An 18677-nucleotide genomic window follows, 5' to 3' on the forward strand; every position below is an offset into this window, starting at 1 on the left:
GGCTCCTTCAGCTCGACAGGTGGTCCAGGATCCGCGGGCCGAGGTCGGTGACGTCGCCCGCTCCCATGGTGAGAACGAGGTCGCCCGGCTTCGCCATTCCCGCGACGACCTCGGGGACGCGGTCCTTGTCGTGGACGGCGGTGACGTCGGCGCCCGCGGCGGTCGCGGCGTCGATGATCAGGGCGCTGGTGACGCCGGGGACCGGGTCCTCGCGGGCCGGGTAGATGTCCAGGACCACGGAGGCGTCGGCGAGCGCGAGGGCCTGGCCCATCTCGGTGCCGAGCTCCTGGGTGCGGGAGAACAGGTGGGGCTGGAAGACGACGAGGAGGCGGGCGTCGGACGCGGCGCCGCGCATGGCCTCCAGGTCGGCGGTCATCTCGGTGGGGTGGTGGGCGTAGCTGTCGATGACCTGGACGCCGGCCGCCTCGCCCTTGAGCTGGAGGCGGCGCTTGACCCCGGTGTACTTACCCAGGGCCGATGCGAGGTTGTGGGCGGGGATGCCGAGGGCGATGCCGGCGGCGAGGGCGGCGACCGCGTTGAGCGCGTAGTGGCGGCCGGGGACGGAGACGGTGAAGGTGAGGAACTTCCCGCCCAGGACCACCGTGACCTCGCTGGTCAGGCCGCGCGGGGTGATCTTGTGGACGCGCACGTCGGCGGTCTCGGCCTCGCCGTAGGTGACGACGGTGAGCGCGGGCAGCGCCTCGCGGACCCGGCGGGTCAGCTCGACGGCGCCGGACTGGTCGGCTGAGACGACGAGCGTGCCCTCGGGGACGATCTTCCCGGCGAAGGTCTCGAAGGACTCGTAGATCTCGTCCATCGAGGCGTAGTTGGCGTGGTGGTCCAGCTCGACGTTGAGGACGATCGCGACGTCGGGGTCGTACTTCTGGAAGCTCCGGTCGCTCTCGTCGGCCTCCGCGACGAAGATGTCGCCCTCGCCGTGCGTGGCGTTGGTGCCCGGGCCCGCCAGGTCGCCGCCGATGGCGTACGAGGGGCCGAGGTCCAGCTCGCTCAGGGCGACGGCCAGCATCGAGGTGGTGGTGGTCTTGCCGTGGGTGCCGGCGACGGCGATGGAGCGCAGCCCGCCCATCAGCGAGGCCAGGGCGTCGGAGCGGTGCACGACGGGGACCGACAGCTCCCCGGCGCGCACCAGCTCCGGATTGTCGGCGCGGATGGCGCTGGAGACGACCACGCAGCTGGCGTCGTCGGCCAGGTGCCCGGCGGCGTGCCCGATGTGGACGGTCGCGCCCAGCGCGCGCAGCGCCTCGGCCGTCGGGGACTCCTTGGCGTCGCTGCCCGCGACCTTCGCGCCGCGCTGGGCGAGGATCTTGGCGATGCCCGACATTCCGGCGCCGCCGATGCCGATGAAGTGGGGTCGTTCCATGGCGGCGGGGATGCCGGGTGCCATACGTGTCTCTCCCAGGTGCGTACGGGTAAGGGCTCCAGCCTATTCGCTGTGGGCGAAGAGCTTGAGCACCGGGACGCCGACCTTGTGCCTGGCCCGGGACGCCCAGTCGCGGTGGAAGAACTCCTCGACGTAGTGGGGTGCGGTGAGCACGATGACCTCGTCGGCCTCGGACTGCTCGACCACCGTGGTGAGCTTGTCCAGGGGGTGGCTCTCGATCACCTGTCCGACGGCTTCGGAGCCCGCCTGGCGCAGCGCCTCCAGCGAGACCTGGAGGGCGAGCTCGGCCGACTCCCTGGCACTCCGGCCCTCGGGCTCCTCGCTCTCGCGGGCGGCTTCCTTCAGTTCGCCCATCGCCAGGTCGTCGATGGCCCGCAGCAGCACGTCCGCCTGGTCGCCGCGCGGCTGCATGAGGACGACGAAGGAGATGCGCTCCTCCCCGTGCAGGGTGGTGACGAATTCGACGTCCCCGGAGGTGAGGGCCTTCTCGATCATCAAAACGCTGGTGAACACCACAGAGCCCTTCTCTTCAGCGACCGCCGCCGGCCGCTGCCGAAACCATCCTTCCCCGCGCTCGCACGGGGTCTGCGAGATCCATTCTGCCCACGGAACGCTAACCGGAACGTAATATTCCGCTAATTGCCATCGTGGGGCGCGGTACGGGAGAGCCCTGGGGCGTACGGGGCTGCCGCGGCTCAGTGCCGGCGGTAGCGGGTGAAGAGGAAGCCGTCCTCCTCCAGCAGCGAGGCCAGGGCGAATCGTTTCGGCACTGCGACGGCGGGCCCGCCCGCGATCCGCTGGGCGTCACCGGCCGTGAGCATCGGCGCGACGGTCAGGCACAGCTCGTCGAGCACTCCCTCCGCCACGAACTGGCCGAGCAGCCGGGGACCACCCTCCGTCAGCAGCCGCCGGTGGCCCCGGTCGGCCAGCTCCCGCACGGCGCGCGCGGGGTCGACGCGCGAGCCCTCCCCCGCGATCACCACCTCGGCGCCCGCCTTCCGGGCCGTCGCGATCCGGTCCGGGGGCGCGCCCGCGCCGGTCAGCACGAGCGTCGGGACCAGCGGCGAGACGAAGAGCGGGAGCGAGAAGTCCAGGTCCAGGCTGCCGCTGACCACGGCGATGGCCGCGACCGGCGTCTGGCCCGCCTCCGCCCGGCGCGCCGCGAAGGCGTCCCGCGCCCTGGCCGGCCGGTACCCCTCCTGGCGTACGGTCTCGGCACCCGCGATCACCACGTCGGCCAGGCCGCGCAGGGTGCCGAAGATCCGCATGTCGCTCGCGCAGGAGATGGGCTGCGAGCGGCCGTCGTGCTGGGCGGCCCCGTCCAGGGTCGACACCATGTTGGCGCGCAGCCAGGGGCCGTCCACAGCCGGGTAGGAATAGGCGTCGGCGAGGCGGTCCAGGCTCCAGTCGCCGGAGAGGTCGGCCGCCGCCAGGTCGGTCACAGGGAACAGGCGTCGCATGTCAGGCAGTCTGGCACGGGTCGTCACGGCCTCGCCCGCGATGGCCAGCGGCGTCACGCCACCCGGGACCTCCGCCTCCGGCGTTGTCGTCGGCCGGGATGGCCCCGCCGTCACTCCCCCCTCCGCCTTGGACGGGAAGCCCCCGGGCGCCGCTCCTTCGCCCACTGACCATCGCGGGTGAGGCCGTAAGCTTGACGGTTGTGTCGTCCTCCCATGCCGCGCCGGGGTCCAGCCCCATAGCCGAAGCGGCCCCGCTGTCCCTGTGCGCCCGCGAGCCGCACGTCCCCGCCGACCGTCTGGTCGCCGAGATGGTGCCGCCGCCGCGCTTCGACTCGGTGCGTTTCGATACGTACGTACCCGACCCGGACCAGCCGAGCCAGACCGAGGCGGTCCGGGTGCTGAGCGACTTCGCCGCGGGGCTCGGCGGGGCGCACGCGACGGGCGCGGGCAAGCGCAAGTGGTTCGGCCGGAAGGCGGCCGCGCCCTCCGGCCCGCGCGGGGTGTACCTCGACGGCGGGTACGGGGTCGGCAAGACCCATCTGCTCGCCTCGCTCTGGCACGCCACCCCGGCCGCGCCCTCGCTGAAAGCTTTCGGCACCTTCGTGGAGCTGACGAACCTGGTGGGCGCGCTCGGCTTCCAGCAGACCGTGCGGACGCTGAGCGGGCACCGGCTGCTCTGCATCGACGAGTTCGAGCTGGACGACCCGGGCGACACCGTGCTGGTGTCCTCGCTGCTCAGCCGGCTGGTCGAGGAGGGCGTGGCGCTGGCCGCGACCTCCAACACACTGCCCGGCAAGCTCGGCGAGGGCCGGTTCGCCGCCGCCGACTTCCTGCGCGAGATCCAGGGCCTGTCCGCGCACTTCCGCCCGCTGCGCATCGACGGCGAGGACTACCGCCACCGCGGCCTGCCCGAGGCCCCGCCGCCGTTCTCGGACGAACAGGTCACCAAGGCCGCGTACGCCACGCCGGGCGCCAGCCTGGACGACTTCCCGGCGCTCCTCGACCACCTGGCCCGCGTCCACCCCAGCCGCTACGGGGCGCTGACGGACGGGGTGAAGGCGGTGTGCCTGACCGAGGTGCGCCCGGTGCCCGACCAGTCGACCGCGCTGCGGCTCGTGGTCCTCGCGGACCGGCTGTACGACCGGGAGGTGCCGGTCCTCGCGGCCGGGCTGCCCTTCGACAAGCTGTTCAGCGAGGAGATGCTGAACGGCGGGTACCGGAAGAAGTACTTCCGGGCAATCTCCCGGCTCACGGCGCTGGCGCGTGACGCGAAGGGGCTGGCGGCGCAGTAGGTTCGGGGGCGTAAGGACGTACCACCGGCGGCGCACGACGCAGTGCCCCGCCGTCCCCGTACAACCGCGCATTCCGTTCGAAGGGAACCAGCATGGCTACCACGCGTCAGGCTCACACGGTCTGGGAAGGCAATCTGACCGAGGGCTCGGGCGTCGTCACGTTCGACTCCTCCGGGATCGGTGACTACCCGGTCTCCTGGCCGTCCCGCGCCGAGCAGGCGAACGGGAAGACCAGCCCGGAGGAGCTGATCGCCGCGGCCCACTCCAGCTGCTTCTCGATGGCGCTCTCGCACGGCCTGAGCGGCGCCGGGACCCCGCCGGCCCGGCTCGACACCAAGGCCGACGTCACCTTCCAGCCGGGCACCGGCATCACCGGCATCCACCTCACCGTCGTCGGCGAGGTGCCGGGTCTCGACGAGGCGGCCTTCGTCAAGGCGGCCGAGGACGCGAAGGCCAACTGCCCGGTCAGCCAGGCGCTTTCGGGCACGACGATCACGCTGAGCGCGTCGCTCGTCTGACCTCTCCCCTCCTGTGTCCCCGGGCCGCCTGCCCGGGGACACAGCTGTTCGCGCACCGGGCGTGTTCACCTTCCGGCCCACGCGAAGCCGCTTCCCGGAGCGTCGGCCCCGGTCCGTAAAGGCGGCATGACAACGTTCACCAGTGGCCTCGGATGGGCAGGGCTGCTCTTGACGAAGCCATGCCACCTGTCCCCCCAGCAGGGAGTCGCTCATGTCAGTCGCACCCCGCCCCACCGCCACCCGGCGGAACGTTCTTGCAGCGGGCGGCGCCGCCGCCGTCTCGATCGCCTTCACCGGGGCGTTCACCGAACTCTTCGCGGGCACCTCCGCCGCACGCGGTCACGAGGGTTACGGCCCGCTGGTGCCGGACCCGGACGGCCTGCTCGACCTGCCGAAAGGCTTCCACTACCGGGTGCTGTCCCGGGAGGGCGACCGGCTCCGCTCCGGCGAGGGGCAGGTGCCCAGCCACTGCGACGGAATGGCCGCGTTCAAGGCCCGGGGAGGGCACGTCCGGCTGGTCCGCAATCACGAGAACCGGGTGAACGCCGCGATTCCGGTGCCGGTGGTCGAGGGGCTGACGTACGACCCGATGGGCAAGGGCGGCTGTACGGCCCTGGAGCTGGACGGCCACAACCGCGTGCTGTCCGAGCGCGTCGCCATCGCCGGTACGGCGGTGAACTGCGCGGGCGGGCGCACCCCGTGGAACACCTGGCTGACCTGCGAGGAGACCGAGGACAAGGCCGGCACCAACGGCTACACCAAGGACCACGGCTACATCTTCGAGGTGGACGGCGCCGATCCGCGCCGCACCGGCGCCGTGCCGTTGACGGCGATGGGCCGCTTCCAGCACGAGGCGATCGCGGTCGACCCGCGCGACGGGACGGTCTACGAGACGGAGGACGCGTTCGAGAAACCGTTCGGGCTGTTCTACCGCTTCCTGCCGGAGAAGCCGCTGGGCGGTACGGGTTCGCTGCGCGCGGGCGGCCGGCTGGAGGCCATGCGGGTGCCGGGGGTGCCCGACCTCTCGGCCGTCCAGGAGACCGGGACGGTGTTCGACGGCGTCGAGTGGGTGCCCGTACCGGACCCGCGGGCCGTCGAAACCCCCATCCGTCTCCAGGACTTCGGCCGGAAGGGCATCACGCACGGCCAGAAGCTGGAGGGCTGCTACTGGGGCGGTTCGTGCGTCTACTTCGTCTCCAGCTTCGCGCACAGCGCGGAGGGCTCGGCTGCGGACCACTACGGGCAGGTCTGGCGCTACGACCCGCACCGGCGCCGGCTGACCCTGGTCGTCGTCTTCGGCCCGGACACCGACCTCCGGCTTCCCGGCGAGTCCCCCGACAACATCACCCTGGCCCCCGGCGGCGGCCTGATGGTCTGTGAGGACGGCGGCGGCGCCCAGCACGTGTTCGGCCTGACCCGGCGCGGCGAGGTGTACCCGATGGCACGCGGCCGGCAGAACATCGGGACGCCCGAGGAGCCGGAGTGGGGCGAGTTCGCGGGCGTCACGTTCGCACCGGATTACGGGACAATGTACGTGAACGTCTACACGCCGGGCACGACCTTCGCGGTCACGGGCCCCTGGCACTGACGGACTGAGCGGAACCGCGGCGCACCCCGCCGCGTCTTTGCATCCGGCAACATGGGGTTTGATCCACCGGGTGTGCCGGTGCAGGATGGCGGGGTGCGCTTCGGTGCGCCCGCGCTTCGGCGCGCCGGTGCCCGGACGCCCAGTGGAAGCGATTCTTGACGGGGGTGGCACCGTGACCAAGTGGGACATCGACCCGAACGGCGTTCGTCGGGTGCTGAGGAAGACCGCTGAGGTGGGCGGGGAGTTCGAGAAGGAGTTCACGTCCTACAACGACGGGCTGGTGGGGTCGGCGACCTCGGCGGGCACGATGGTGCTGGGCGGCTCCGAGATCCCGGCCGGAGGCGCGTTCGGGCCGGTGGCCCAGGCGTTGCAGGAGTTCCAGCAGCACACGCTCAACGACCTCAAGTTCCTTCCGGTCCGGGCGGCGAAGTCCATGACGGGGGCGCGGCTCGCCACTGAGGCGTACCTCGCGGGCGACCTGGAGATGGCGAAGAACAAGCAGGAGCAGTACTCCAAGGCGCCGACCCCGGAGGAGCTGAAGGGGAAGGGTCCCAAGAAGTGATCGACCTGGCGAAGATCCCCTTCTTCACCGGCAATCTGGAAGCCCTGGAGAAGCACGCGGCCACGCTGAAGACGACCGCCTCCGACATCCGGACCACGGGCAAGGACGTCCACACGGCCTTCCAGGCGCTGGACCCGGTCTACGACGCCCCGGAGCAGGAGGAGTTGCTCGACTCCACGATTCCGGTACGCGACAAGGCGGACGCGTTCGCGGACAAGTTGGAGTCGGTGAGCGGGGCGCTCTCCGGATTCGCGACGACGGCGCGGCCGCTGGTGGCCCGGATGAACCGGCTCCGGGAGGACGCGGCGAGGTTCGTCGCGGAGAACCGGGACGACGACGACTGGCAGCAGGACCAGGACAAGATCGACGAGAACGCCCGTCTGGTCCACGAGGTCGGCACCACGTGGGTGGCCTTCCAGGGCGCCGAACGCGACGCGGCCAACAAGATCACTGCGCTGGTGGGCGGGACGCACTTCGTCGTGGACGACGGTTCGCACAAGGCCGGCATGTACGGCTTCAAGGCGGACGACGTCAAGGACGCCGGTGAGACGCCGTGGGGCACGGTGGACGAGCGCGAGTACACGGGGCTGCGGGCCGCGTGGGAGTGGACGAAGGACAACGTCGGCGGTGCGCTGAAGGGCTTCTTCGTCGACGGGGTCTGGGGCACGATCAAGGGCCTCGGCAGCATGGTCAACGTCTTCGACTGGGACAACTTCAAGAAGACGTGGTCGGGCATCGGTGACGTCTTCGGCGGCATCAGCGCGTACATCATGACGCCGTACGACTGGGCGATGGACAAGATGTTCGGCCCGGTGGACCACAGCGACACCGATCGCCAGAAGGCCGCCCTGCGCAACTTCGGCAAGTCGCTGGTCGCCTGGGACGAGTGGGGCCACGACCCGTCACGCGCCTTCGGCACGGTGCTGTTCAACGTGGTGACCATCGGTTCCGGCTCCCTGCTGAAGCTCGGCAAGGCCGGCAAGCTGGGCGTGGTCGCGGACGCGGCGTCGGTGGCGGGCAAGGCGGGCGCGCTGGTGGACCCGATGAGCTACCTCGGCAAGGCGGCGGGCGTCACCAAGATCAAGGTCGGCGACCTGATGGAGAGCCTGAAGACGGGCACCGCGGGCGTGGACGACATGGCCCGTACGGCCCCGTCCGGCACGGCCCCGCACCCGACGACCGAGGTCCCGGGCCTCCACTACACCGACCACCAGGGCAACCCGCGCGTCGTCGGCGAGGACGGCGTCATCCGCGACGAGCACGGCAACCCCGTACCCGACACCGAGCCGGTCCCGGAGCCGCACAAGAACGAGCTCCCGGACACGCACGAGCGCGTCCCGGACCACGAGAAGGTGCTGGAGGGCGCGGGGGGCCCGAGTCACGTCGAGAACTCGGCGAAGCCGCCGCACTCCTCGCCGGAGGGGACGACGCACCACACGACCCCGTCGACGGGCGGGCATGTGACGGAGCATCCGACGGGGGCGGGTGGGGGCGGCGGGTCGCATACGCCTGCCGGTCATGGGGGCGGCGGCTCGCATTCAGGCGGTGGCTCCGGCTCCGACGCGGGTCACGGTGGCCCCGGTTCCGGGGACGGCGGGGGTACGCCGCCGCCCAGCGACGGTCCGTACCGTCCCGCCCCGGGTGAGGACGTCCCCGATCTCCGGCGCCAGGACAACGACTTCTCGGACGAGTACAACAACAAGGGTCAGCGCAAGAGTTACCTCAACGAGGACGGTGACCTCGTTCCGGCCAATCCCGACGGCAAGGCGACGATTGTCGACCACATCGTTGGGCGCGATCCCAAAAAATCGGACAGCCCCTACACCTCGACCAGCAAGGACGGCGCGGACGCCAAGGACTACGGCGGCAAGACCATCCGCGTGGACCTGCCCCGCCTTATCGACGACATCGACAAGGGCAAGGTCAAGGGCGTCGAGGTGTATTCGCCGAAGGAAGTCGAGGCGGCCATTCAGGCAGCTGCCGACAAGATCGTCGGGCACCCGATCGACATCACGGTTCCGCCGGAGACAAGCTATGCGAGGATTCACGAGATCGCGGCTGATTTCGGTCTCAGCAAGACGAAGACGGCCCGCATCGAGCAGCGAATGAAGGACATGATGCACACACGCCGCGACTCGGAATGGCTTATCAAGGGTGTTGTGCCAAGTGAATACATCACCGGTCCGTTCTAGCTCCAGCATCCACACATGAAGAAAGGCCGGCTGTGACGAAGATCGACGAACTGCTCGGCAGGGATTTCGACGGCGAACCGACGCCAGATCTCGACGACGTGATCGACACCGCGTACGACGACCCTCGGCACAGCGAGCGCGTGCCTGGGCTCATTGAGCTGATGAACGATCCGGGTGAGCCCGAGAAGGACCGCTTTCTCGCGTGCCTGGCGCTGACCTCGTGGGCCGAGCCGGCCGGCTACAAGGCGGTGATCGCAGCGGCGGCGGACCCGCAGAGCACACCCTGGTACGACTTCTCGATCGACCGGAAGTTCTCCGTGGACAGCACGTTCTCGCAGCTCGCGGTGGCTGTCGACAGCAGCCGTTTTCTGGTGGAGGAGAAGGGCACCGCCGCACTGCGCACCCAGGCCTTCCGCGCCCTCGTGCAGCTCGCCGACACGCAGTACTTCGAGGACCGCCTCGGTGAGCTGATCGACGACACCACGATCAGGGCCACGCTGGGCGAGATCAAGGAAGCCATCGGCCGTGGCGTGCACGCCCTGACCGCCGGCGAGAAGCAGCGGTTCGACCTGGCCACCCAACTGGTCGACCTGGCCTGCGCCGTCGCCCCGGTCGACGGGCCCCTGTCTGTCGACCTGGCCATGAGCGTCCTACGGGTCAGCACCTCGCCCCGCACACTGGAGCACGCCGTCACCATCGTCTACCGCGCCGAGGGGCCGCAGATCCGGGAGTTCGGCGAATACCTCACGACGGTCGGCGACGAGCGCGTCCGGACAAGAGTCCGCAAGGCATTCGAAGGCTCGCAGTGACGGAGACGCCCTTCCTGGAGACGGTCCCGTGGCAGCCGGCCGCGTTCCCCGCCGACCCTGCGGCCGCAGAGCAGCTCCGTGAGTGGCTCGCTTCCGAGGAATACACCCTCGACGGCGTGGAGCGGGACTTCCGGGGCGCGGACCACTCGGGTGGGGATTTCTCGCATTGCTGGTTCACCGACGCCGTGCTGGTCACTGTACGGCTCGTCGGGGCTTCCCTCTACCGTGCCGATCTCCAGTCGGTGAACCTGACGCGCGCGGACCTGACGGCGGCGGACCTGGTGAAGGCGAACCTGGATGAGGCCGTTCTCCGGTCGGCGGTGCTCGACGGAGCGGACATGGTCGGAGGCTCGTTGTCCGAGTGGACGCGAGGGGAGCCAGTTTTCGCGGCACACGCTTCGTCGGCGCGGAGTTGCTCGACACCGACATGAGGGGCAGCGACCTGTCCGATGCCGTGGTCGAGGAGAACTACTTCGAGATCAAGGTGGACGACACCACGCTCCTTCGCGGCTTGCAGGGCACGGTCTTCGGCCCGGTCACCGTTGTCAGCGACGGCTCCTCGCACCAAGTGGGCGGTACGGAACTCGAAGCCTGGATCAGTGCGCGCGGCGGGCAGGTTCAGGTGATCCCGCCGCGCCGACCGGCAGTAGGTACGCCTTGAGCGAGCCAATTCAAGCGGACCCGGACTTCAGAAACTTTTTCAGAACTCAACTCGACCTTGAGCGCGGATACGAAATCCTGGGCGACTTGAGGCCCACGTTGTGGAGCTTCAGCGATTCCTACGTTGACTTGATCCGCTCTGGGTTCGAGCAGATCATGGCAGACGAGAACTTCGGCCCCGACGACTACGAACGGCTGACCGACATCGAGTTCCCCGACCGGGAGACCCTGCACACCTACCTTCGGGACATGTACGACTACCTGTTCGGCGATGCGCCGGAACAGCCGATGCCCCCGGGTTAGTTCGAGGAGGAGGACCGATTGGACCAGGAACACGACCGCGTCGAGCGCGTACGGACTGAAGTCCGCGAGGCGTTCGAAGGCTCGCAGTGACGGAGACGCCGTCCAGCGAGTCGGGTCCCTGGCAGCCTGCCGCGTTCCCCGCCGACCCGGCGGCGGCGCGGCAGTTGAGGGAATGGCTCGATGACACGAGTTGCGCCCTGTACGGGGTGGGGCACGACTTCCGGGGTGCCGATCTCACGAACGGCGAATTTCCCGGCGCGTGGCTCATCGACGCGGTGCTGACGGGCGTGGAGCTCGCGAACGTGTGTCTCTACCGTGCGGACCTCACCGGGGCGGACCTGACCAGGGCCAACCTGTTCGGCGCCGGCCTCGTCCGGGCGAAGCTCGACCGGGCGGTGCTCCGGTCCGCCCGGCTCGACGGGGCCGACATGGTCAAGGCGTCGCTCCACGATGTCGACGCCTCGGGGGCGAGCCTGCGCGGGACGCGCATCATGGGTGCCTCGCTGTACGACGTGGACCTGCGGGGCGCGGACCTGACGGACGCCGTCCTCTTCCACAACACGTTCAAGGTCACCGTGGACGACGCCACGCTCGTACGCGGCCTCACCGGCACGGCCTTCGGGCCGGTCACGGTGGTCAGCGGCGAGGGTTCCCGGGAAGTAAGCGGCGCGGACCTTGAGGCGTGGATCAGTGCGCGTGGCGGCGAGGTTCAAGTGATCCCTCCGCAGCGACGGGGGCAGTAGGTGCGAATGGGAGATGAAAAGCCGTTGGACCCGCACGTCAGGAACTTCTTCCGGGTGTACCTGGACCTTGAGCGGGGGTTCTGAACTGCTGTGGGCTGAGTGCGCATGAGTGAGTTGTTGTGGTGCTTGGGGGTGAGCGGGGTGGGGTGGGTGTGCGTGGGGGGATATGAGTTCTGGGGTCGAATGGGTGACCTTGTGGGGGGTTGCTCGTTGTTGCGGGTGGCGGGGTGTGCCGGTTGTGGGTGGGGGTGTGGTGGTGGGTGGTGTGCGGGCGGTGGCGGCGTCGTTCGTGGTGGCTGGGCCGTCCGGGGTGGCGGTGCGGGACCGTCTCAAGCACCTCACCGAACAGGACGAGCAGGTGTTGCGGGCCGTCGGCGCCCATCAGGGTGGGCTGGCGTCGCGGGATCTGAAGGTGCGGTGTGCGGATGGTCTGGAACACAGCGCTGAGTCGTGGGCTGTGCGCAAGCGTGGGTTGACGGGGTTGTCGTCGTCGCGGATCGCTGGGGCGATCACGAAGGCGTCGCATGATCAGTGGGCGTTGGCCCGGCGGGGGCTGGTCGCGCACATTCGCACCCTTGAGGCCGGGATCCAGACGCTCAAGCATCGCTTGTCGCTTCCGGTCGGGGCCAAGGGGACGAAGCGGGCGGCGGGTGGTTACCGGTCCAGGGGTGAGTGGTTCCACAAGTCCCGCCGTCTGAAGACCCTGGAGGACCGGCTTGCTGCTGCTGTCGCGGACTGGCGGGCGGGGCGGGTGCGGGTGGTGCGCGGCGGGAAGCGCCTGTTGAACACCCGCCATCACTTGGCCGAGGCCGGGCTGACGGAGGAGGAGTGGCGTGAACGCTGGGAGGCGGAGCGGTGGTTCCTGGCGGCGGACGGTGAGTCGGGCAAGCGGTACGGCAACGAAACGATCCGCGTCACCCCGGAGGGCCGGGTCAGTATCAAGCTCCCCGCCCCCTTGGCCCACCTCGCCAACTCCGCGCATGGCCGCTACACCCTCGCCTCCACGGTCGCCTTCGCGCACCGGGGTGGGGAGTGGGCCGACCGTATTGAGGCGGACCGTGCTGTGGCCTATCGCATCCATTACGACACCGGCCGGGACCGCTGGTACCTGACCGCGTCCTGGCAGAAACCAGTCGTACAGACCGTACCGTTGGAAGCTGCGAGGGCCGGGGGTGTGATCGGTGTGGACACCAACGCCGATCACTTCGCCGCCTACCGCCTGGACCCCCGCGGCAACCCGGTCGGCGAACCCCACCGCTTTCCGTACGACCTGGGCGGAACGGCCGCACATCGTGACGCACAGGTCCGCCATGCCCTCACCCGCCTCCTGCACTGGGCCGCCCGGTCCGGTGTCACGGCGATCGCCATCGAGGATCTCGACTTCGGTGCTGAGAAGACGCGGGAGAAGCATGGCCGCCGGAAGCGTTTCCGGCAGCTGATCTCCGGTATGCCCACCGGCAAATTCAAGGCCCGGCTCGTCTCCATGGCGGCCGAACACGGTCTCGCGATCATCGCGGTCGACCCCGCCTACACCTCACGGTGGGGTGCTCAGCACTGGCAGAAGCCACTGACCACCCCGCACCGCAGAATGTCCCGTCACGATGCCGCCGGTATCGCGATCGGGCGACGCGCCCTCGGACACCCGATCCGGCGTCGGACGACACCGCCCTCACACGACCGGAGTGATCGTGCGAGGCATCGGACCGTCCAGGCCGCACCAGGTGCCCCAAGGCGCGAGGAAACCCGCCCCCGCATCCCCGGACCACGGACACGATCCGCGCAACCGGACGCGACGAGAACGCGGGCAACCAGGACACCCAAAACCGTTCGGGATGTCCGCAGCGAACAGGAATGGGTCCAAGACCCACTCCTGCTCACTGAATAGGAACGGTACGAGAACACCGGCCACCTGCGGCGCACCCTGCTGAGCTTCAAGGATTCCTACGTGGACCTGATCCGGACGGGATTCGAGCAGATCATGTCGGACAAGGGTTTCGGGCCCGCCGCATACGAGGACCTGACCGACATCGAGTTCCCCGACAAGGAGACACTGGACGCCTATCTCCGGGACATGTACGCCTACCTGTTCAACAAGGCGCCGGAACAGCCGATGCCCCCGGGCTAGCCAGATCCCCCGATCCACCTCACCGAAGGACCCCGCATGACCCAGGACGTCGTCGCACTCACCAAGCGCATGCCCGACTCGCTCGCTGTGCTGGCCGGGTTGCTCGCCGGCGGGCCCGATCTGCGGGTGGGGACCACCGGGGACGGGGCCGTCGTGCAGTTGTGCGACGCCGAGGGGCGGCCGCTCGTGTCCGTGGAGGTGCCCCTGTTGATCCAGGTGCCCGGGGAGGCCGTGCGGCTGCTCGGGGCGGACGCCGCGCCGGAGGGGGACGGGCCCTGGTGGTGGGTCGAGGCGCGGGCCGCCGCCGGGGTGGACCGGGCCGAGGAGCTGGCCGGGGCCTTCGCCGCGCGGCTCACGCTGCTGCTCGGCGGCAGGGTCTGGCCGGCCGACGCCCCCGGCACCACCGGCGCCGCCAGCCCCCTCGACGTCTCGGGCATCACGGCCGTGCCCTCCCCCGCCGCCGCGCAGCCCGCCGTCGACATGCTCACCGAGAAGGCGGCCGTCGTCATCCAGGACCGCCCGGTCGTCCCCATGACGAGCTGGCTGACGGAGGCGCTGCGGGCCACCGTGGAGAGCGAGCGGTCGCTCCAGATCGTCACCCCGCCCCACTGCACGCTCTCCCTGCCGACGCGGCTGCTGCTCCAGTCCACCTCCTCGCGCTGGGTCGTCCAGGACGAGCGCTGCGGCTACTACGACGGGCTGACCGGCGCCGTACTCCGCTGGCAGGACGACGCGTTCGCACCGGACCGGCGCGAGGACGGGCAGACCCCGGTCGCCGAGGCGTTCACCGAGGCGGAGCCCACCGGTGAGCGGCAGCTCGTCGTGTCGCTCAGGACCGTGCACCGGCCCACCGCCGACCTCGTGCTCGGCGGCGCCCTGGAAGCCGCCTGGGAGGCGCTGACCGGCGCGCCCCCGGCCGGCTGGGGGACCTCGGAGCCGGCCGGGCTCACCTGGTCGCGGCGGCGGCTGACCGATCTGGCGTACGAGCGGGCGCCCCGGCCGACCTGGCTGGTGGCCGTGGGCGACCCGGACCGCCCCGCCGTCGCCACCCTGCAGGTGAACCGCACCCCGGACGGGGTGGAGGAGGACATCACGCTCGTCCTCGGCTACGGCCCCGACGAGCCGCCGGCCCTGGACGCGCTGCCGGGGCTCGCCGACGAGCTCGTGACCCGGCACGGGCTGCGGACCATGCTCTGCCAGCTGGCCGAGGGCCGCCGCGACCTGAACGCCCCGCCCCGCTTCGAACGCCCCCCGCTCCCGTACTCCTTCACGCTCGGCTCCGCCGAGGTGGCCGAGGTGGGGCGCGACACCGCCTCCCGGACCCCGCTCAAGGAGGCGCCGGTGCGGCTGGGTCCCGGGGGCCGGCCGGGCTACTACTACCCGCTCGGCGACGGCGAGACCGCCGAGAGCTGGGCGGCCCTGGAACAGCTGATGCGCCATCTGCGTGGGGCGCCGCCGGTCTAGCGCGCCAGCCCCGTGCGGCCTCTGGCCGATCGGTTAGCGTCCGGAAGTGATCAGATTTGCGCACAGGGCGGCCGTTTTGGGTGTGCTGGGTGCGGTGCTCGTCGGCTGCGGCCAGGCCGGGCCCCGTGCAGCCGTCGAACGACCGGCCGCCTCCCCCGCCGCGGAGAAGCCCGCCGAGAAGCCCCCCGTCATGGCCCCCGGTCCCGGCGGGCTGACCCCCGTCTTCACGCGCGGGGCGCAGCACGCCGCGAAGGTCGTCGCCCTGAGCTTCGACGCCGACATGACGGCCGACGAGGGACCGCGCGCGGCGGCCGGTGAGCGCTTCGACAACCCGGAACTGATCGCCCTGCTGCGCCGCCTGAAGGTGCCCGCGACCGTGTTCATGACCGGGCGCTGGGCCAAGGAGTATCCGGACCAGGCGCGTTCCATCGGCACCGATCCCCTCTTCGAGATCGGCAACCACTCCTACAGCCACTACGCCTTCACCCCGCCCTGCTACGGGCTGCCGACGGTCGAAAAAGGTGCGGTGCGCAAGGAGGTCCAGCGGGCCTTCCGGGCGATCCGGGCGACCGGCGCCCGCAACGTCGTGCCGTACTTCCGCTTCCCCGGCGGCTGTTACGACGACGACACGCTGCGCGCCCTCGGGCCGGAGAAGGTGACCGCCGTGCAGTGGGACGTCGTCAGCGGCGACGCCTTCGCGACGGACGCGGACGCGGTCGCCGAGCAGGTGCTCGACGGGGTGCGGTCCGGTTCGCTCGTCGTCATGCACTGCACCCGCAGCGCGGCACCGGTCACCGCCGAGGCGGTCCGCCAGGTCGTGCCGGAGCTGCGGAAGCGCGGCTACCGCTTCGTCCGGGTGTCCGAGCTGATGGCCGGATGAAGCGCCTCAGCCGGAGCAGGCCGTGCGCTGGGCCTCCTGCCACTCGCACACCGGGCACAGCGTGATGCCCTTGACCGACTCCGCGTATTCGGTCGGCTTCCGGCACAGCACGCACTCGGCGTACGGCGGCCCCTCGGCCCGCTCCGGCGACTCGGCGGGCGGCGTCTCGCAGTAGGGCCCCGATTCCTCAGTCATACGTACGAGCCTACTCAGCCCCGTACCGAAGTGAGCCGGCAGACGAGCGCGAACACGGCGGCCGCCACGGCGGCGGCCCCGAGCAGCGGGAGCACCGGTACGTGGACCGTGCCGGTCAGCGAGCCGGTGACCAGGCCCGTCACCGCGTACTTCGCGGGCGATCCGGCGGTGACCAGAGCCAGCAGCGCCACGAGCGCCGTCGCCGCGATCGACCACCCGCGCCCGTGCAGCACCGGTCGGCCGCACAGCGCCCCGGCCGCCGCGCCCAGCAGCACGCAGCACGCGGTGGCGAGGAGTCCGGCGGCCCCGGCGGGCGGCAGGGGCACCCGCACCGAGTGGTCCGTACTGGCCGGGTCGCTGATCGCCAGGACCACGGCGGTGGCGGCGGTGCCGAGGAGCACGGCGCCGCCCAGCGCGGTGAGCAGGGCCGCCAGATGGGCCTTCGGCTGCCCGCCGACCGCCGCCGCGACGACCGCCCGGGCGGCGGAAGGCTCCTGGGTGACGCAGACGCGCACCAGCCAGGCGGTGACCGGGAGCATCCCGGCGGCGGTGTAGCCGAGCGAGTCCAGGACGGGCTGCCCGGAGCGGATGCCGACAGCGAGGAAGGCCAGGTAGAGCAGCACCGGGGCCAGCCAGCGCTGGGACCGTACGAGCAGGGCGGCCTGGTAGCGGATGAGCGAGGTCATGGCGCGGGGTCCCCGTCCGGGGAGGGTGAGCGGTGCGGCGCGGATTCCGGTACGGGGCCGGCGCCGCCCGCCTCGCCACCGTCCGCGCCCGGCCCCCGCACCGGCTCCACCCGCCCGATGTGCCACGGCGGCCGGGCCGACAGCAGGGCCCCGAGCAGGGCGTCGGAGTGCGTCGCCGGGACCGTGAGGCGGGCCGTTCCGTCGGCCAGGGTGTACGCGGGAGCCCCGGGCAGTCCGGCCGGGAGCGAGGTCCCCGGCGGGGCGGTCGCCTCGATTCGCACGCGGGGCTCGGCGGGCGCGAGCGGGGCGGCGGTCAGGCCCAGCCCCTCCACCCGGTACGCCGCGTCGACCGAACCCGCCAGCCGGCGCGGGTCGTGGTCGACGTAGACCACCGTCGCCCCGGCGGCGACGCGTTCCGCCACGGCACGGTCCAGCACGTCACGCGCCTCGGTGTCCAGGCCGGTCCACGCCTCGTCCAGGACCAGGAGTTCCGGTTCGGCGAGGAGCGCCTGGGCGACGGCGACCTTCTGGCTGGTGCCCTTGGAGAGTTCGGCGAGGGCCTGTCCGGCGGATCAGGGTCGGGTAGGGCGCGGCGTCTGGTGCGGTACATCGCAAGGCGCCGGAGCGGCCTAATAGCGGAGCTATTCGGGCGTTTCGGCAACGCGGCGAGGTGCTGTGCCCAGACGCCGCGACCCCGGCCATGATCCGCCGGACAGGCCCGGGGGCGTCCGGGCGTGCGCGGCGGCGCCGAACCTGGTCAGCCAGCGGTCCGCCCGGGCGGCCGCCTCCGGGGCGCGCAGCCCGTGGACGCGGCCGAGGTGGACGAGATATCCGGCGGCCGTGAACGGCAGGGCCGCCGGGAACCGCTCGGGGACGTACGCCGTGCGCGGCCGGCCCGTGATCCGGCCCTCGGAGGGGGCGTCGATCCGGGCCAGCAGCCGCAACAGGGTCGACTTGCCGGTGCCGTTGGCGCCCTCGACGCGGACGAGGGCGGGCGCGGGCAGGACCAGGTCGACCCCGCGCAGCACCCAGGGGCCGGTGAGCCCGTACCGCCGGCCGGCTTCCCGCAGCCGCAGGACCTCCGTACCGGTGCTCAGTGGGACGACGCCTTCTCGGGCTTCAGCTCGCTGGGCCGTACGATCACGAAACCCTGCCCGTCCAGGCGGAGTTGGACGGCCTCGCCCGAACCGCCCCGGATCATCGAGCCGAGGCTCTGCGAGCGGTGCAGCGAGGTGTTCAGCTGGGCGCTCCAGCCGACGACGGCGTCCGTGTCCACGAACACCGGCTGCTGCGGGGTGACGGGGATGACGATGGGATACCCGTCACACATCAGGCCCAGCTTGCCGTACCCGGTGAAGACGCTGTTGAAGAGGCCGCCGCCGGTCATTCCGGCGCCCTTCACGGTCTTTATCTCGTACGAGAGCGTCGCGTCGAAGCACAGCACGTTGCGGCCGTTGAGGGTGAGGGCGTCACCCTGCTCCATCTCCACGATGAAGCAGTTCGCGGCCTCGTGCGCGAACCACGCCTCGCCCTGGCCGCGCACGGCCATCAGCGGGAGCCCCTCGCCGGTGACCGCCCGCTTGAGGAGGCCGCCGATGCCCTGGCTCTTGTGCTCGAACTGGAGGTTCCCTCGGAAGGCGACCATCGATCCCTGGCGGGCGTGCATCTCCCCGTTGACCGCGTACTTGATGGACTTGGCGTTCTGCAGGGTCATCCCGGGGGCGGTCGCCTGCTCCGCCATGTGCTCACTGGAAAAGAGATCGCTCTTCATGGCGGCATCCTCGCCCGGAGCCTTCCA

20 protein-coding genes and 2 pseudogenes are annotated in these 18677 nt (G+C 71.0%); 14 read left to right on the plus strand and 8 right to left on the minus strand.

Annotated features, from left to right (window positions below):
* Positions 1 to 7: 7 nt before the first annotated feature.
* The 3 genes from murC to ACLQ2N_RS06820 all read right to left on the minus strand — a co-directional run bounded on the left by murC (position 8) and on the right by ACLQ2N_RS06820 (position 2862).
* The gene (gene murC, locus ACLQ2N_RS06810; RefSeq protein ID WP_425810065.1) at positions 8 to 1405 is read right to left on the minus strand and encodes a UDP-N-acetylmuramate--L-alanine ligase; all 1398 of its coding nucleotides are present in this window, start codon (positions 1403 to 1405) and stop codon (positions 8 to 10) included.
* Positions 1406 to 1444: 39 nt separating this feature from the next.
* Entirely contained in the window at positions 1445 to 1897 is a 453-nt protein-coding gene (locus tag ACLQ2N_RS06815) for an indole-3-glycerol phosphate synthase (RefSeq protein WP_425810231.1), read from the minus strand.
* Positions 1898 to 2097: 200 nt separating this feature from the next.
* The gene (locus tag ACLQ2N_RS06820; protein ID WP_425810067.1) at positions 2098 to 2862 is read right to left on the minus strand and encodes a pyrimidine reductase family protein; all 765 of its coding nucleotides are present in this window, start codon (positions 2860 to 2862) and stop codon (positions 2098 to 2100) included.
* Between the two features lie 200 nt (positions 2863 to 3062).
* On the opposite strand from ACLQ2N_RS06820, the gene zapE reads away from it, so the two are divergent.
* The 14 genes from zapE to ACLQ2N_RS06890 all read left to right on the plus strand — a co-directional run bounded on the left by zapE (position 3063) and on the right by ACLQ2N_RS06890 (position 15998).
* The gene (gene zapE / locus ACLQ2N_RS06825; protein WP_425810069.1) at positions 3063 to 4154 is read left to right on the plus strand and encodes a cell division protein ZapE; all 1092 of its coding nucleotides are present in this window, start codon (positions 3063 to 3065) and stop codon (positions 4152 to 4154) included.
* 92 nt (positions 4155 to 4246) lie between these two features.
* Positions 4247 to 4672 carry an OsmC family protein gene (locus ACLQ2N_RS06830; protein ID WP_425810071.1) on the plus strand — a complete coding sequence of 142 codons (426 nt, stop codon included), beginning with the start codon at positions 4247 to 4249 and terminating at the stop codon, positions 4670 to 4672.
* Positions 4673 to 4883: 211 nt separating this feature from the next.
* Positions 4884 to 6260, plus strand: coding sequence for an alkaline phosphatase PhoX (locus ACLQ2N_RS06835; RefSeq protein ID WP_425810073.1), 1377 nt, complete (start codon positions 4884 to 4886; stop codon positions 6258 to 6260).
* 172 nt (positions 6261 to 6432) lie between these two features.
* Entirely contained in the window at positions 6433 to 6822 is a 390-nt protein-coding gene (locus ACLQ2N_RS06840) for a DUF6507 family protein (protein ID WP_425810075.1), read from the plus strand.
* Positions 6819 to 9014: a hypothetical protein gene (locus tag ACLQ2N_RS06845; protein WP_425810077.1), complete on the plus strand. Its 2196-nt coding sequence runs from the start codon at positions 6819 to 6821 to the stop codon at positions 9012 to 9014. Before ACLQ2N_RS06840 ends, ACLQ2N_RS06845 begins: the two co-directional genes overlap by 4 nt.
* A gap of 32 nt (positions 9015 to 9046) precedes the next feature.
* The gene (locus ACLQ2N_RS06850) at positions 9047 to 9823 is read left to right on the plus strand and encodes a hypothetical protein (protein WP_425810079.1); all 777 of its coding nucleotides are present in this window, start codon (positions 9047 to 9049) and stop codon (positions 9821 to 9823) included.
* Positions 9820 to 10254, plus strand: coding sequence for a pentapeptide repeat-containing protein (locus tag ACLQ2N_RS06855; RefSeq protein WP_425810081.1), 435 nt, complete (start codon positions 9820 to 9822; stop codon positions 10252 to 10254). The genes ACLQ2N_RS06850 and ACLQ2N_RS06855 overlap by 4 nt, the downstream gene beginning before the upstream one ends.
* Complete coding sequence (locus ACLQ2N_RS06860; protein ID WP_425810083.1) at positions 10185 to 10484, plus strand: pentapeptide repeat-containing protein; 300 nt, start codon at positions 10185 to 10187, stop codon at positions 10482 to 10484. The genes ACLQ2N_RS06855 and ACLQ2N_RS06860 overlap by 70 nt, the downstream gene beginning before the upstream one ends.
* Before the next feature lie 155 nt (positions 10485 to 10639).
* Positions 10640 to 10786, plus strand: a complete 147-nt coding sequence (locus tag ACLQ2N_RS06865; protein WP_406283015.1) for a hypothetical protein — start codon at positions 10640 to 10642, stop codon at positions 10784 to 10786.
* An 86-nt stretch (positions 10787 to 10872) separates the two neighbouring features.
* Positions 10873 to 11529, plus strand: a complete 657-nt coding sequence (locus ACLQ2N_RS06870) for a pentapeptide repeat-containing protein (RefSeq protein WP_425810085.1) — start codon at positions 10873 to 10875, stop codon at positions 11527 to 11529.
* Positions 11530 to 11785: 256 nt separating this feature from the next.
* Positions 11786 to 13414 (plus strand): IS200/IS605 family accessory protein TnpB-related protein, encoded by a 1629-nt coding sequence (locus ACLQ2N_RS06875; protein ID WP_425810233.1) that lies wholly within the window; start codon positions 11786 to 11788, stop codon positions 13412 to 13414.
* 60 nt (positions 13415 to 13474) lie between these two features.
* Positions 13475 to 13654 (plus strand): hypothetical protein, encoded by a 180-nt coding sequence (locus tag ACLQ2N_RS06880; protein WP_425810087.1) that lies wholly within the window; start codon positions 13475 to 13477, stop codon positions 13652 to 13654.
* A 36-nt stretch (positions 13655 to 13690) separates the two neighbouring features.
* Positions 13691 to 15118 carry a DUF6177 family protein gene (locus ACLQ2N_RS06885; RefSeq protein WP_425810089.1) on the plus strand — a complete coding sequence of 476 codons (1428 nt, stop codon included), beginning with the start codon at positions 13691 to 13693 and terminating at the stop codon, positions 15116 to 15118.
* 190 nt (positions 15119 to 15308) lie between these two features.
* Complete coding sequence (locus ACLQ2N_RS06890) at positions 15309 to 15998, plus strand: polysaccharide deacetylase family protein (protein WP_425810235.1); 690 nt, start codon at positions 15309 to 15311, stop codon at positions 15996 to 15998.
* Between the two features lie 6 nt (positions 15999 to 16004).
* Here the strand turns inward: ACLQ2N_RS06890 and ACLQ2N_RS06895 are convergent, their stop codons facing one another.
* The 5 genes and pseudogenes from ACLQ2N_RS06895 to ACLQ2N_RS06915 all read right to left on the minus strand — a co-directional run bounded on the left by ACLQ2N_RS06895 (position 16005) and on the right by ACLQ2N_RS06915 (position 18650).
* Positions 16005 to 16193 (minus strand): hypothetical protein, encoded by a 189-nt coding sequence (locus tag ACLQ2N_RS06895; RefSeq protein WP_425810091.1) that lies wholly within the window; start codon positions 16191 to 16193, stop codon positions 16005 to 16007.
* A gap of 14 nt (positions 16194 to 16207) precedes the next feature.
* Entirely contained in the window at positions 16208 to 16879 is a 672-nt protein-coding gene (locus ACLQ2N_RS06900) for an ABC transporter (protein ID WP_425810093.1), read from the minus strand.
* Positions 16876 to 17436 (minus strand): annotated as a pseudogene (locus ACLQ2N_RS06905) (ABC transporter ATP-binding protein); the annotation flags it as partial. The pseudogene ACLQ2N_RS06905 and the gene ACLQ2N_RS06900, both read right to left, overlap by 4 nt.
* A gap of 163 nt (positions 17437 to 17599) precedes the next feature.
* Positions 17600 to 17907 (minus strand): annotated as a pseudogene (locus tag ACLQ2N_RS06910) (ATP-binding cassette domain-containing protein); the annotation flags it as partial.
* A 65-nt stretch (positions 17908 to 17972) separates the two neighbouring features.
* Entirely contained in the window at positions 17973 to 18650 is a 678-nt protein-coding gene (locus ACLQ2N_RS06915) for an AIM24 family protein (protein WP_425810095.1), read from the minus strand.
* Positions 18651 to 18677: the final 27 nt, after the last annotated feature.

This window comes from Streptomyces sp. DT224 (assembly GCF_049844595.1).
Classification (GTDB): Bacteria; Actinomycetota; Actinomycetes; order Streptomycetales; family Streptomycetaceae; genus Streptomyces.